Origin of the sequence: Nostoc sp. CCY 9925 (assembly GCF_963920935.1) — a bacterium.
GTDB lineage: Bacteria > Cyanobacteriota > Cyanobacteriia > Cyanobacteriales > Nostocaceae > Nostoc.
The window spans coordinates 24,543-39,098 of sequence record NZ_CAWUDO010000032.1; the positions used below are offsets into that span (position 1 = coordinate 24,543).

8 protein-coding genes and 2 tRNA genes are annotated in these 14,556 nt (G+C 40.2%); 8 read left to right on the plus strand and 2 right to left on the minus strand.

Going from position 1 to position 14,556, the window contains the following annotated elements:
- Window positions 1–94: 94 nt before the first annotated feature.
- The 3 genes from ACM0OY_RS17765 to ACM0OY_RS17775 all read left to right on the plus strand — a co-directional run bounded on the left by ACM0OY_RS17765 (window position 95) and on the right by ACM0OY_RS17775 (window position 2,055).
- Window positions 95–224: transfer RNA gene (locus tag ACM0OY_RS17765), tRNA-OTHER, on the plus strand.
- A 69-nt stretch (window positions 225–293) separates the two neighbouring features.
- Window positions 294–416 (plus strand) — tRNA-OTHER (locus tag ACM0OY_RS17770).
- A gap of 37 nt (window positions 417–453) precedes the next feature.
- Window positions 454–2,055 carry a TROVE domain-containing protein gene (locus ACM0OY_RS17775; protein ID WP_414570170.1) on the plus strand — a complete coding sequence of 534 codons (1,602 nt, stop codon included), beginning with the start codon at window positions 454–456 and terminating at the stop codon, window positions 2,053–2,055.
- Window positions 2,056–2,352: 297 nt separating this feature from the next.
- Here ACM0OY_RS17775 and ACM0OY_RS17780 read toward each other — a convergent pair whose 3' ends face one another.
- Window positions 2,353–5,094 (minus strand): tetratricopeptide repeat protein, encoded by a 2,742-nt coding sequence (locus ACM0OY_RS17780; protein ID WP_414570171.1) that lies wholly within the window; start codon window positions 5,092–5,094, stop codon window positions 2,353–2,355.
- Between the two features lie 130 nt (window positions 5,095–5,224).
- On the opposite strand from ACM0OY_RS17780, the gene ACM0OY_RS17785 reads away from it, so the two are divergent.
- Both ACM0OY_RS17785 and gorA read left to right on the plus strand, forming a co-directional pair.
- On the plus strand, window positions 5,225–5,884 hold the full coding sequence (locus ACM0OY_RS17785) for an exonuclease (protein ID WP_414570172.1): 660 nt from the start codon (window positions 5,225–5,227) through the stop codon (window positions 5,882–5,884).
- Between the two features lie 532 nt (window positions 5,885–6,416).
- Window positions 6,417–7,763: a glutathione-disulfide reductase gene (gene gorA / locus ACM0OY_RS17790; protein ID WP_414570173.1), complete on the plus strand. Its 1,347-nt coding sequence runs from the start codon at window positions 6,417–6,419 to the stop codon at window positions 7,761–7,763.
- A 133-nt stretch (window positions 7,764–7,896) separates the two neighbouring features.
- Here the strand turns inward: gorA and ACM0OY_RS17795 are convergent, their stop codons facing one another.
- Complete coding sequence (locus ACM0OY_RS17795; RefSeq protein ID WP_414570174.1) at window positions 7,897–10,251, minus strand: CHASE2 domain-containing protein; 2,355 nt, start codon at window positions 10,249–10,251, stop codon at window positions 7,897–7,899.
- Window positions 10,252–10,992: 741 nt separating this feature from the next.
- Between ACM0OY_RS17795 and ACM0OY_RS17800 the strand changes: the two genes are divergently transcribed.
- The 3 genes from ACM0OY_RS17800 (at window position 10,993) to ACM0OY_RS17810 (ending at window position 14,062) form a co-directional block, all read left to right on the plus strand.
- Window positions 10,993–11,514: an NYN domain-containing protein gene (locus ACM0OY_RS17800; protein WP_096535107.1), complete on the plus strand. Its 522-nt coding sequence runs from the start codon at window positions 10,993–10,995 to the stop codon at window positions 11,512–11,514.
- A gap of 89 nt (window positions 11,515–11,603) precedes the next feature.
- The gene (locus ACM0OY_RS17805) at window positions 11,604–13,208 is read left to right on the plus strand and encodes a 2-isopropylmalate synthase (RefSeq protein ID WP_414570175.1); all 1,605 of its coding nucleotides are present in this window, start codon (window positions 11,604–11,606) and stop codon (window positions 13,206–13,208) included.
- A gap of 191 nt (window positions 13,209–13,399) precedes the next feature.
- Window positions 13,400–14,062 carry an ester cyclase gene (locus ACM0OY_RS17810; RefSeq protein ID WP_414570176.1) on the plus strand — a complete coding sequence of 221 codons (663 nt, stop codon included), beginning with the start codon at window positions 13,400–13,402 and terminating at the stop codon, window positions 14,060–14,062.
- Window positions 14,063–14,556: the final 494 nt, after the last annotated feature.

Genomic DNA, 14,556 nt, shown 5'->3' on the forward strand with positions numbered 1-14,556 from the left:
TCTGGAGATGCAGGTGAAAATCCTGCTCCGCTAAACCAAATCTAGTCCTGAAATTTAAATTTTGAATTTTGAATTTTGAATTTTGAATTTTTATGTGGTGGATAGCTCAGTGGTCAGAGCGCCTAAATATCCTTATTCACCCCTTGCCTGCAAAGGCCGACGAATTGAGGGTTATCGCCTGCCAAGCGGGAGGTCGCGGGTTCAAATCCCGCTCCACTACACCAAATTCAGTAAAGAGTTACCCTTGTGGGTGGCTGTATTTAATTTTGAATTTTGAATTTTGAATTTTTATGTGGCGGGTAGCTCAGTGGTAGAGCGCTAAAACATCCTTGTTCACCCCTTGCCTGCAAAGGCCGACGAATTAGGGTTATCGATTAGGGTTCGAGAGGTCGCAGGTTCAAATCCTGCTCCGCCACCTTTGATTTTTGCCTGCAAAGGCCGGGAGATGAAGCGATGAATTACAACTTCTTCACTAAAAAGAAAACAACTACACCACAAAATCAGCCTATCCCTGGAAGAGAAGCCGAGATGATTCAGGGACGTTCCGGTGGTTGGATGTTTGATGCTGGCATTTGGAAAATGCTGCGCCGTTGTCTTTTGGTTGGCACAGCGAAAAGCACTTACTATGCTGGGAAACAAGAATTAACTGAAGATTTTGTGGCAGTTGTCAGACAAGCTGTTGCTGAAAATCCCAGCCATGTGGCAGAAGAAATTCTTTATGCAAGCGATGGACGCGCCATCAATAACAGTGCGCCTATCTTGGCTTTAGTTTTGCTGTCAATGGGTGAAACACCAGAGGCAAAACGAGCATTTGGTGAAATTTTCCCCCAAGTTGTCCGCACAGGTAGCCACTTCTACGAATGGCTGAACTACACCAAATCTCTGCGGGGATTTGGCAAAGTGGTGCGAGAAGCTGGTAAAACTTGGCTCTCACGGGAAGATGTCAAAGGTTTAGCTTATCAACTGTTGAAATATCAACAGCGTCAAGGCTTTACCCACCGAGATGCATTGCGGTTGTTCCATGTCAAACCGCCTACAGAAAATCACCGTCAACTATTTGAGTGGGTGGTTAGAGGCTGGGAAGAATTGCCAGCCGACATTCCCTCAGAAGCGTTAGCGCAGATTTGGTGGTATGAGTGGCTCAAGCAGAACCCTACCCAAACCCATGAAGCTATTTTGCAAGGACGCCTAACCCATGAAATGGCTGCACCCGTGGGCAAAATGGACAAAGCTGCTTGGCAGTTGTTATTTCAGGAAATGCCAATAGGTGCAATGCTGCGTAACCTGGGTTCTTTGACTGAACTGGGTGTGTTGCGAACTGACGAAACTGCCAACTTGCAGCGAGTGGAAGCAGTTCTCAACAACAAAGAACATCTGCGTAAAGGTCGCATTCATCCAATTGATGTTTTGAAAGCACTCAAAACATATCAATCTGGTGGTAGATTAGGACGCAGCCAGAAGACTTGGAACCCAGTTTCTCGGATTGTAGACATCTTAGAAAAGGCGGTTGAACTGTCTTTTGATGTTGTACAACCCACAGGCAAAGTCTTCATGCACGCTGTAGACGTTTCTGGTTCTATGGGTAGCTTGGTTGCAGATATGGGGCTGAGTTGTTGTGAAATTGCCACCACAATGGCATTAGTCACAGCAAAAGCAGAGAAAAACTACATGATTCGCGGCTTTGCTACAGAATTCCGCGAATTGGATATCACTGCCAAAGATAGTTTTAGTTCTGCTGTAGCGAAAGCTAGAAATCAGAACTTCGGCGGGACAGATGCATCTGTGGCTTACGAGTGGATGATTAAGAATAAGTTTAAGGCAGATGTTGTCTGCTTTTGGACTGACAGCGAGTCATGGGCTGGGTATAAGCATCCAAGTCAAGCATTGAAGGAGTACCGCAAAAAGGTAAATCCTGAGGCTAAGGCGGTGTATGTCACCCTGACACCTTACCAAATTACCTTGGTAGATCCTCAAGATCCGCTGTCTTGGGATTTGGCGGGATTCGACCCGGGTACACCTCGCATTATCCAAATGCTGGCTACGGGTGAGTTGTAGACATTTGTGGAGGATAAAGTTTTCCTTTATCCTTCATACTTTATGGCGGGTTACCCTTGTTCGCAACTTGCCTTTCGGGGACGAAGAATTTAGGGTTATCGGTTACATCTCCACCATTGTGGGGATTAGCGGGTTCAATCCCCGCACCCGCCTTTTTTATCTCACGCAAAGGCGCAGAGGCGCAAAGAAGAAGGCGATTTAATTTTTAAATCGTCGTTTTTCTATTTCAGCGATGGGTAAGAGTAGGGTGTTTTAGAATTTTATATTACTTATTAAATATTTTGATCGAGAATTTTATTAAACAGTTTTTGATTCTATTATTTCTATAGCCTTTTGATAGTAATCATTTGCTTGCTTATATTCTCCTAAAGCACGATAAGCATGACTTAAATTACAAAAAGTAATATGTAAGCCCTGTCGTGCCGAAGCTTTAAGGTTCAAGTTACTAATATCTTCTGCAATTGCCAATGCTTTTTCATAAAAATCAATCGCTTGGTTATACAGATTAAGCAAAGTGTGTTTAAATTTAAAAGCTAGGTTGTTAAGGAGGCTAGCTTGAGCAATTAAAGCCTCACCCAAACCTTCTAGAGCAAAATAAACTATGCTACTATCACCAATATCTTGTCCAACTTCTAAGCCTTTATTAAAAAATTGAATTGCCTGTTCGTATTGTCCAATTTGATTGTAAGTAGATGCTATATTGTTCAAAATAGCACCCTTAAAGCAATAATTACCAACGTTATTTATAAACTGAGTACCAACTTTTTCTAGCATTTCTAATGAGTTATTATAGTAATCAATTGCTTGCTGATGTTCCTTGATAAAAAGATAAATATTTCCCAAACTTGCGAGTGCAGTTGCCTCTAATTCTAAATTACTAATTTCTTGGCAAATTCTTAAAGATTTGTTTGCATATTCAATTGCTTTTTCCGAATTATTTTGCCGCAAATAAATATTACTTATATTATGAAGTGAAACTGCTTCCCATGATTGATTGCTAATCTTACTTGCTATTGCCAGATGTTGCTCATGCCACTGTAATGCTTCTTCATATTTATCAAGACGTTCATATGCATTACCCAGACTACATAATGCATCCGTCTCAGTTTGGCAATCGCCTAATTCCCGTGCAATCTCAAGTGCCTGTAAACTAGTTTTTATAGCTTCTTGAGGTCGTCCACTATAAAAATAGGCACTACCTAATTTGTTTAAGAGTACTGCCATTTTTTTTATTCCTAAATGACTTTTATCGAATATCTGTAACAAATCTTCATACATTTCACTTAGTAAAATATTATCACCTCTTAAATATAAATATTGATCGATATATACAACAAGTATTTCATAAGCGTGACAAAAAGCCCCTACTTCACACGAAAGATAAAAAATTTCTATAAATGGCATTGCATGTTCTAGTGTCCTCCAACTATCTAAAGTTGGAGTAATTGACAGATAATAAATCATCAATTTTCGGGCAAATGCTTTTTTGTAGAAGGCTTCTTGTTCATTAGATGTTTTCTGTTTGGCATACTGTACAACAAACGGGTGTAACTTATATTTATGTCTTTCTGGCAAGACATCTAGTAATGAACGACTGATAAGATCGTCTAAAGCTTGTTGAGTTTCCCAAGCATTAGCAGGTTCTTCTATATTTTGATTATCTGAAGGTTTTAGCTCAACAGAAATATCATTTTTTAGACTTTCCCAAATACTAGTAAGTTCTTCTGTCTCAATTAAAGCTTCAGATGCTGTATATAGATCAAATTCATTACGAAATATGCTGAGATTGAGAAAAAAACGTTTCAGCTTCGGTGTTAAATCTTCAAAATGTGGTTCCAAAATCCAGATAAACCGAAATCTTTCTTGATCTCGATAAGTCATATGAACCTTATTCAACAATAAGTCAAGTTCCGTAAAACCCAGTTTTTTGGACTTCAGGATATGAGTGCCTGGTTTTAACTTTGATGCCACTAACCGCAACATCATTGGATGTCCATCAAGATATCTAGAAAAATCTTGTAATTCTTCCTCAGATCCGACAATACCTAAATCTGATAATAATTTTGCTCCTTCCGTAGCTTTGAGTCCTGACAACGATAGCCAATGACCATGACCTTCCATGAGTTCTGGTTGAATCTGAGTTGTCAGCAGTATTTTGCTGGTTGTTCCATGTTCAATCCAGCGATTGAAGAAGTATTTGTAAATTTCCTGAAAATTACGCTCCTTATCAAGTAATGTTTCTAAGTTATCGAATACTAACAAGCATGGTCGCTGTCTCAAAATGTCCAACAAAGCAAATATGAGTTGATTTGGTTCCCGCAGTGTTACCAACTCTTCTAAAGATTTCCCAGCTAGTTCAGTCAAAGCTTTCTTGGCAAACACACTGAAATCAGTGCCTTCTCTAACATCAGCCCAAAATCTTGCTTCAAATAGCTGAGATTCATACACCTTGGCTGCTAGACAGGATTTACCTATACCACTTAAACCTTGGATTCCAATAATGTTGATATGGTTATCAGCTAACCAACTAGTAATTTGGTGGATTTCTTCGTCACGGCCTTGCCAGTTTTTAAGCGTTGGTGGATAGTGAATTAAGTTAGCCGAAGAATTAGGCTTCTGTTCGTATTGTTTTATTCGAGCCTCAATTCTCATAACTTCAGCGAAAAAAAACTCCTGAGAATTAACAGGTGCGATCGCTTCCTCACGCCCCACAAAATTAGGATCTTCAAATGTCGTTTTATCTTGACTGAAATTTTCAGTTTGTGATAACTCTGAAGTATTTTGATTTAATAACTCAGGCTTGTACTTAGCAAATAGAGCGATTAATTCTGGAAGCTTTGAACGGCGTTCGTCTGGAAATTCATTATTCAAACCAAATAATTTACAAATTTCCTCACGATGTTTTCTGACAGTTGATTTCTGAATATGCAAAGATTTAGCGATCGCTTCATCTGTTTCGTTAGCCAGTAGTTTTAGCAGTACCTCTCGCCGCCTTTCAGTTAAGCCATTAAATACTGCATTGAAATGTTGTTGATTCATAAGTATTAACGCATCACAACCACAGTACACATCTGTGTACTCTATATAGTCACAAAGACTCACAGCATGTGTATTACTTGTGTACTAAGCTAACGCAAAAGTTGATGTAGTAATTCATTACTCACAAATTATGAAATCTACTTACATCAACGGACGATGCTACTATCAAGGCAATGGTGGCGTTCTACTTCCTGCGGTCACCACAGTTTTAAAAGCAACACAACCACCGGAGTCTCTAGCCGCCCTTTCCTATTGGCGTAATAAAGTTGGCAACACAGAAGCAAATCGAATTGCAGCTAACAGTCGTCGTCGAGGAAATGCTTTGCATCAGTTAATTAAGGAATACCTGGAAGGCTATTCACCCAAACCTGATAACAGCCTAATTCAACCTTACTGGGATAGCGTTCAATCTGTGCTAAATCAACTTAGCGATGTTCAATTGGTTGAACAAGTTGTGCCTAACTATCAAGAACTCTACGCTGGGAAAGTTGATTTAGTTGCTCGTTATCAAGGTGTTCCCCATCTAATTGAATGGACGACAGCAGAGCAACCAAAACTGAGATTTGATAAGCTTTATGATAAGCCTTTACAAGTAGCTGCTTATACTGGTGGAATAAATCGATATTATAGCGATCGCCTCTTTAATTCCAAGATTCAACATGCTCTCATTGTCGTAGCTTTGCCACATGAACAAGCAGAGATTTTTGAATTTGATCGTACAAGACTAATTCATTACTGGAATCAGTGGCTTTGTCGGCTGAAGTTTTTCTACAGTGTGGCTGCTGCATAAAAGTGTGACCCCGCCCGCTAAAAGCGATCGCTTTCTTCTTTCCGTAATTAAGCGATCGCTTTTACCAAGGTATGATTATATACTCTTCTGCCTAGGAATACAAAAATTTATCTTAAAAATTCCCAAGTTTTAGTCAGAAGAAATTATACGTAGTTTAAGTAATATTAGCAATAGTACTTAATAAAGTATACTGAAAATTACGGTGTTATTTAATCACCTACTGGGCCAAATTAGGCAATGAACTACGCCCAGGGAAAAGCGATCGCCAACATCGACCTCTTGTAGAATGAGTATGCTGTCTGTTCCACAACAAAATGTCATGTAACTTAGCAATAATGGAGCGATGCCTACGGGGGGCTGCGCCTACGCTGTTATTTTTGTAGTAATTGCAGTTGAAGCGGCAATCTGCTACATATCAGCTTGTTTCAGTATCGATTTGTCCACCCAAAGACAGTAGATGAAGTTTTGTCTGAATAACTATAAGGGATGAAATAGCTCTGCTTTCCAAAAAGTTGAAAAGGAACAGATTTTTATGACATTTGATTATGATTTGTTTGTCATTGGTGCTGGGCCTGGGGGATTGGCAGCAGCTAAAAAAGCAGCTAGTTATGGCGTGCGTGTTGCCATTGCCGAACAAGAAGCCCTTGGTGGAACTTGTGTAAATCGTGGCTGCGTTCCCAAAAAACTGATTGTTTGTGCTGCTGACTTCGCGCTGCAAAATAAAATGGCGCAAACTTACGGGTGGAGTGATTGTCCAACATACTTTGACTGGACATTATTTATTAAATCTGTATACAAGCATGTTGACAGCATCAACGAATCCTATTTTCAGCAATTGCAGAAAGCTGGAGTTGAAATAATTTCTGAACGTGCCAGTTTTATTGATGCTCATACTATCAGTATTGGTGAACGCAAAGTTACAGCAGACAAAATTTTAATTGCTGTAGGCGGCCAACCCCTCAAGCCGAATATCCCCGGTATAGAATATGCCATTACATCCCGTGAGATGTTTCAGCTACCCTATCTGCCGAAACGTTTGACCATAATTGGCGGTGGCTACATTGGCGTCGAATTTTCCAGCATGATGCACGCTTTTGGCTGTCAGGTGACGCTAATTGAAAAAGAGAAAATGATTTTATCAGGGTTTGATGATGACATTCGCTCTCATGTGCAACAGGCTTTGAGTAAACGCGGAATTAAGTTATTTACCAACACCACCGTTCAAAAAATCAAATATTCAGAAGAGTCTTTGTTGTTAACTATTAATAGCGAGAGTAGAGAAATAGTTGCAGCAGATACCATCCTAGTTGCCACGGGTTACACCCCAAATACTAAAAATCTAGGCTTGGAAAATGCCCATGTTGAAATTGGCGAACATGGTGCAATCAAAGTAGATGAAGAAAGCCGCACCAACCAAGAAAATATCTTTGCTGTTGGTGACTGTACCAACCGCATCCAATTGTCTCCTGTGGCAAAGGCAGAAGGTATTGCCTTTGCCAATACAGTTTTTGGCAACAAGCCACAAAAACTAAATTATGATTATGTGCCCTCTGCTGTTTTTTGCCGTCCAGAAGCGGCTAGTGTGGGGATGACTGAGGCCAAGGCACGGGAAAAATTTGGTGAGTCTGTAAAATCCTACTACAGCGAATTCCAACCACTGTTTTATCAGCTAACCGAAAAAGATAAGCAAGCAAGTATCAAGTTAGTAGTAAATGGTGATTCTGAGGAAGTTTTGGGCGCTCATATGGTGGGTGAAAATGCAGCAGATATCATTCAAACTCTTGGTGTTGCAATTCGTAAGGGCATTACTAAGCAGGAACTAGATGAAACAATAGGCATTCATCCCACGGCAGGAGAAGAGTTTCTGTCGTTAAATTGAAGAAGACACGGGGACACGGGGAGGGGGAGACGCGGAAAATCAAGAAGATGTAGGAAATGGGAGAGGCTCTGATGCGTTGAAATTATCAAATGTTCTCCCAACGTCCCCGCGTCTCCGTGTCCCCGTGTCTCCGTCAAGTTGTTTCTGACGATGGTGCTGGGTAAGATTTTGTGGGAGCGTTTAATTCGCCTAAAGTACTCATCAATGAGTCATGTTGTAACATAGGGTATCCGCTTTGGGGATTTAGCAAATCACCAGAAGCTTCAACAGCTTCCACAGCTTTAAGAGCCTCCAATGCAGACTGATATCGCACTCTGAAGTCATCCTGCACCATTTTACTGAGAATCTGAGCTAAAGAGTGGCTGACTTGCGCTCGATCGCTCCATTGAATTTGTCCATCAGCATCTCTCTCTAACTCACGTGGTGTGATGCCAGTCAAGGCTTTAATCCCAAGCATACCCACTGCATAGATATCACTACTGTATTGTGGACGGCCGAAACATTGCTCGGTTGGTGCGTAACCTTGAGTCCCAATACCGATGGTGAAGGCAGTTTGCTCTTGAGGCTCAAAGTATTTGGCACTGACTTCTTTAACTGCGCCAAAGTCAATTAGTACGAGTTTTCCGTCTGAGTGTCGCCGGATGATATTGCTGGGTTTAATATCCCGGTGAATCACGTTGTTTTCATGGACAAATGTTAATGTTTGCAATAAGTCTTTGACAATTTTGATAACTGCAATTTCTTCAATTGCTCTGCCTGGTGGTAGTTCGTGACTCAGAGGATGCCCAAGTATGTATTCTTGTACTAAATAAAATTCTTCATCTTCTTCAAAATACGCCAGAAGTTGCGGAATTTGAGGATGAGTTCCCAATTTTTCTAGTGTTTGCGCTTCTGAATTAAATAAACGTCTAGCAAGTTGCAATCCTCCTGATTTGGTGTTGCTTGGTTTTAGTTGCTTGACAACACATCGCGGATTACCAGGACGTTGGATATCTTCAGCAATGTAAGTTTCACTGAATCCTCCTGCACCGAGAACTTTGACAATTCTGTAGCGTAGAGCCAACATTTTACCTGATAAAGCTAAATCTCGCTCCTCGATTAGGTCTTGCAGGTCATCTTGTTGGCTGATAATTTCTTGGACAACAGGAGAAGTTTTATATTTCTGAAATATATCTACTAATTGGCGTTTTCTAATGTTTTCTCTAACCACTGAGGTTCCCAGGTAACTCAGTCCGCAAAAAGCGATCGCCACCATTGGTACACTAGTAGGGAAAATTAACCCCTCGTAGACAAATAACCCATAGCTAATTCCTAACCAAGTGCCAGATAAAACTAGACTATACAGAAATCGATTGATACTATGCTTACTTCTACTAATAATTAAGCCTGTAGTGCCTACTAAGACTAGCACAAAGAAACCACGCAATGGTAGAGTCTGAATTTCTTGGGTGATGGCTTTACCTGTCATTAAAGTTGCAATGGCATTGGCGTGAATTTCCACCCCCGACATTGGTTCAGGACTCTTACTCGCTGCTACTGGATAATAATCATTGTTCAACTTATCTGTTGAACCAATCAAAACTATTTTGTTTTTGAATAGTTTTCCCTGTTGCAAATAAGTGTTCCAGTTTTCTGGGTCAAGTACGTGCCAAAAGGGTATTTGCTCAAATGTCCCCGCAGGCCCCCAAAAATGAATGCGATCGCCTTTTGGTCGCGGATAATTTACTTGTGCTGCCCTCAGTACTGCTTCATCAAAAGAAAGTAGCCTGTTTGTAAATAAATTTTCTAGATCTAACAACTTGGGAAACTCATTGGCCAATCGATGAACTTTACCATCAACCTCCACAGGAAAATTAACTGTACCAATGGATACTGACCCTCTGTGAAACATCTGTTGTGGCGGTGTCAGTTGAGTAAATGACCCTTGGTGCGTCTCAAAATTTTCGTAGAGGGCTGCTAAGGTAACTTTGCTGCCATATTTTTCCAACGCTGCTTGGAGTTGGCGATCGTCACTTGCTCCATAACTACTTGGTGTATCAAAAACAAGATTTATCGCTACAGAACGGACACCTGCTTTCATTAACTTTGTAATTACCTGGGCATATGCAGCACGTTTGTAAGGAAAAGATTTCAGTGTTTCTAGGTAGGCATACTGTTGCGGATCTGTTTTATAGTACTGTTCTGGAACTGATATTGACTGATCGTCTATTGCTAAAATTACGATGTCTTCTGGAGGCACAATCGGCCCACGCACTTGAAAAAACAGAGAAAGTGCCTGATTTTCCATTAATTGAACCAAATCCCAACCAGAAGCAGTTAGCAATGCTGCTCCTATTGCCCAAGTGCCAGCTAGTAGATGACCTAAACGAACTATCCACCTAGACCGACGTGCTGCTGCTGTAGACGTGACTTTTGTGGGTTTACTGGACAGTCTGTTGGCAGCAGAGACACAATTTTTGGTTAAGGTAGATGTAGATTCTTCTGCCATATCATGTCACTGATTGATTTAAGTCCAACATTTTTATTTATTAAAACCACCTTTTACTACAAGCACATTGAAATAAGACTTAAAATGTTAATCTTATACATTTGTAAAGTATCTTCTATTCATCAAGAAACTTCCCTCAGCAAAGTTAGCCCCCAAGAGATTATTTCTCAGGCACTGCCTAAGTTATTTCTTGTCTGTTGAGTGAGTTATAACTAGTGATTGTCCCACAGATCAGAGCTAATATATTCTGACTGTACACTTGTTTACTGTGAGATTTTCTCCCAACCTAACCAACAGGTATACTCTCAACTGGGTGCTTTACCGGAAGCTGTTACAAGTCCGTCTTCTGTCTTTGGCGCAACTATTGGTATTCCCCATAAAGTATGTCCTGATACTAAAAGCTTTACTTATAGATGGGCATTAACTTATATTCTTCCATGAGCTTATGTCATACCTCTTTAGGAGTAAACTTTAGTGTTATGCAGCTATGAATGCTGTTACTGGGTCAATTTTATTGGTAGATTTTGATTACAGGGTGGCTCTTGCAGTACCGGAGGTGAATAAGGCTTAGCACCCAAGTTCTCAACTCTAATGTTGCAGCCGTTTTTATGCTTTGAAACATGTAGCATCAAAGCTATAGATGAAAAGCTACTTTATAGATATTAGCAAACAAGGCATTTGAAAATTGCTATAATCTATTGTTCGATCTAAATTCATTTATATTATTAGGTGTAAATTTGTATGGGTTCTCCAATGAATCGTCTGTCTATTTTTGTAGACGGAAACAATATGTTCTATGCTCAACAAAAAAATGGGTGGTTTTTTGACCCGCGACGAGTCTTAGAATACTTCAAACATGAGCAGTCAGAAACAACATTAATCAATGCATTCTGGTACACTGGCTTAAAAGACCCACAAGATCAACGAGGTTTTAGAGATGCTCTAATTAGTCTGGGATATACAGTTAGAACTAAAATTCTCAAAGAATACTATGATGATACTTCTGGTCGTTACTCGCAAAAAGCAAATTTAGATATTGAAATTGTTGTCGATATGTTCAATACAGTAGACCAGTACGATCGAGTGGTATTATTTAGTGGTGATGGAGATTTTGAAAGAGCAATAGAACTATTACGTTCCAAAAATACACATATTACAGTAGTATCAACAGAAGGAATGATTGCTAGAGAACTACGGAATGCTACGGATAGATATATAGATTTAAATGATATCAGAGATCAAATAGAAAAAACCGATGGCTAGTAGATTTAACAATTATTTACAAAGGTAAAAGAAAAACTAAGTTTGAAGATATTTTGAGCCAAAAGTAAAAACTAAACAACAAAGCGCAAATGACAAGTAAAACAGATAAAATCCTGATTTTTGATACCACATTGCGAGATGGAGAGCAGTGTCCAGGAGCAACCCTGAATATAGACGAAAAGTTAGTCATTGCCAAGCAATTGGCACGATTGGGTGTCGATATAATTGAGGCGGGGTTTGCCTTTGCCAGTCCCGGAGATTTTGAAGCAGTTAGCAAAATTGCTGAAATTGTAGGAACAGAAAATGGCCCTGTAATTTGCAGTTTGGCAAGAGCGATTAAAGCAGATATTGAAGCTGCTGCCGAAGCATTAAAACCAGCAGTTCATGGGAGAATTCACACATTTATTTCGACTTCAGATATTCACTTAGAATATCAGTTGCGGAAGTCACGGGCAGAAGTATTAGCGATCGCCCAAGAAATGGTAGCTTATGCTAAATCCTTCATGGCAGATGTGGAATTTTCGCCGATGGATGCAGCCCGTTCCGATCCAGAATTTCTGTACCAAGTATTAGAAGCTGCCATCGCTGCTGGTGCAACAACGGTTAACATCCCCGATACAGTTGGTTACACCACACCTAGCGAATTTGGAGCGATTATTAAAGGCATTAAAGAAAATGTCCCCAACATCGATCAAGCGATTATTTCAGTTCACGGTCATAATGACTTAGGCTTGGCAGTTGCTAACTTTTTAGAAGCCGTAAAAAATGGCGCACGCCAACTAGAATGTACGATTAATGGGATTGGCGAACGCGCTGGAAATGCATCATTAGAAGAATTGGTAATGGCGTTGCATGTGCGCCGACAATATTTTAATCCTTATTTGGGAAGACCAGAGGAATCTCAAGAATCCCTGACAAATATTGACACCCGTGAAATTTATAGAACTTCACGCCTAGTTTCCAATTTAACAGGAATGCTAGTGCAGCCGAATAAAGCAATCGTTGGGGCAAATGCCTTTGCCCATGAATCTGGCATTCACCAAGATGGGGTATTAAAAAATAAACTCACCTATGAAATTATGGATGCCCAATTGATTGGCTTAACAGACAATCAAATAGTTTTGGGCAAACATTCAGGGAGAAATGCTTTTCGTACCCGGTTAAAAGAATTGGGCTTTGAATTGTCAGATACTGAATTAAATAAAGCATTCGTCAGATTCAAAGAAGTTGCAGACAAAAAGAAAGAAATTTCCGATCGCGATTTAGAGGCGATCGTTAACGATGAAATCCAACAAGCGCCAGATTTGTTCCGTGTAGAACTGGTGCAAGTTTCCTGTGGTAGTAACGCCCGTCCCACCGCTACAGTTACTCTGCGTACCCCAGAGGGTCAAGAATTGACCGATGCAGCTATTGGTACTGGGCCAGTGGATGCAGTTTACAAAGCAATCAACCGTGTGGTGAATGTGCCCAACGAATTGATAGAGTTTTCTGTGCAATCAGTAACAGCAGGTATTGACGCCATTGGGGAAGTAACAATTCGCTTACGCTATGAATCGAGAGTATTTTCTGGTCATGCGGCGAACACAGATATCATCGTGGCATCAGCGCAAGCTTATGTAAATGCATTAAATAGGTTGTATGTAGGATTGCAAAGTCAAGAAAAAGCAGAAGGTGTATCTGCACAGAAGGTGTAAAAACACTTCTGTCTTGATTTGCAGTTAGTTGGAAAGCAAAAGTAGGGTAGCACAACTGTACTACCCTACCTTTTTTGTCTATATCCTGAATTCTGTTTATTATGAATATTCTTTACTTTGTATATTTTGTGATTTACCTAATATCCAGAAAATTTTATTCTAAGAAGTGATGTTTATATCAATCAATTTATATGGTTAACGAAAAAACTACAGAATTGCCGCTGTGGGTACAAGATAGAGATATAGTCATTACTCACGATCAAGAAGTACAGTGGCGAGAAGGAAAACGTCCAGATTATTCATTCACCAATGAATTTCTCGAGCGAGAGAGGAAATTTCAGCATCCCGAAGGTTCTTTAGAAGCGATCGCTCAAAATTTAGTCCGCACTTTTGAAATGGAAGCTTCTCATAAATCTAATCCTCAACAATGGCTTTCGATTGTTACTGATAAGTTTAAAATGACTAGCAACGGCGGACAACAATACACTGCCCAAGAGGTTGCAGAACAAGGTACTTATAACTTATTTCTGGGTGAAAGTGAGCAGTATAGTTCTCAATCCGAAACCTTTGAATCTTCATTTGAACTTTTTCATACAGCCTTTCCTAATGGTTTTCTTTGGGAATTAACAGAAGTCCTTTCTGGGCCGCCTAATGTTACCTTTAAGTGGCGACATTGGGGAACATTTAATGGTTCCTATAAAGACTATGCACCTACCGGAGAAACAGTAGAGATGGTAGGAGTTAGTATTGCTCGTGTCACTGATGATTTGAAGATTGAGTCTTTAGAGCATTATTTTGATAACAATGCTTTTCTGCAAAAATTAACGAGTGGTGGTTGTCCCTTCCATTCCTAAAATCAGTAGATCTAGTGTGCGTTACGCCGTAGGCTAATACCATTTCACTAAAACCCTGATACATATAGATTTCGCGTAGGGAACATGGCTGTGCCCCTACCAACGTATTTGTATCATAATTAAACGTGAATTCGACGGATGCAAAAAACCTCTCTCCAAACCTCTCTCCCACAGGGGAAGAGGCTTTGAAACCTTGATTTTTAGTTCCAAACTGGAAATATTTCTGCCCCTCTCCGCCTCGGAGAGGGGTTGGGGAGAGGTTCATCGAACTCACGTTAATTAAAGTGAAACACTATAACGCACCTTGAATTGTTGACGGCCCGTTGCAGCAATCTGATTCACCTAACTCACGATCGCAGCGATCGCCCACCCATCCAGTGTTATCGTAAACAATATTAGAAATTAATTACCAAGGCAGATCCTTATTACTGTCAATCTGACTTAAGCAACTGCCAAAACATTACGACATTAGTCACCAACATTACGATATTAGT

What these genes read in the sequence shown, in the direction of transcription:
- ACM0OY_RS17795 (WP_414570174.1), bottom strand. Translation starts at nt 10,251, where the DNA reads ATGGCAGAAGAATCTACATCTACCTTAACCAAAAATTGTGTCTCTGCT.
- ACM0OY_RS17780 (WP_414570171.1), bottom strand. Translation starts at nt 5,094, where the DNA reads ATGAATCAACAACATTTCAATGCAGTATTTAATGGCTTAACTGAAAGG.
- ACM0OY_RS17800 (WP_096535107.1), top strand. Translation starts at nt 10,993, where the DNA reads ATGGGTTCTCCAATGAATCGTCTGTCTATTTTTGTAGACGGAAACAAT.
- gorA (WP_414570173.1), top strand. Translation starts at nt 6,417, where the DNA reads ATGACATTTGATTATGATTTGTTTGTCATTGGTGCTGGGCCTGGGGGA.
- ACM0OY_RS17810 (WP_414570176.1), top strand. Translation starts at nt 13,400, where the DNA reads ATGGTTAACGAAAAAACTACAGAATTGCCGCTGTGGGTACAAGATAGA.
- ACM0OY_RS17775 (WP_414570170.1), top strand. Translation starts at nt 454, where the DNA reads ATGAATTACAACTTCTTCACTAAAAAGAAAACAACTACACCACAAAAT.
- ACM0OY_RS17805 (WP_414570175.1), top strand. Translation starts at nt 11,604, where the DNA reads ATGACAAGTAAAACAGATAAAATCCTGATTTTTGATACCACATTGCGA.
- ACM0OY_RS17785 (WP_414570172.1), top strand. Translation starts at nt 5,225, where the DNA reads ATGAAATCTACTTACATCAACGGACGATGCTACTATCAAGGCAATGGT.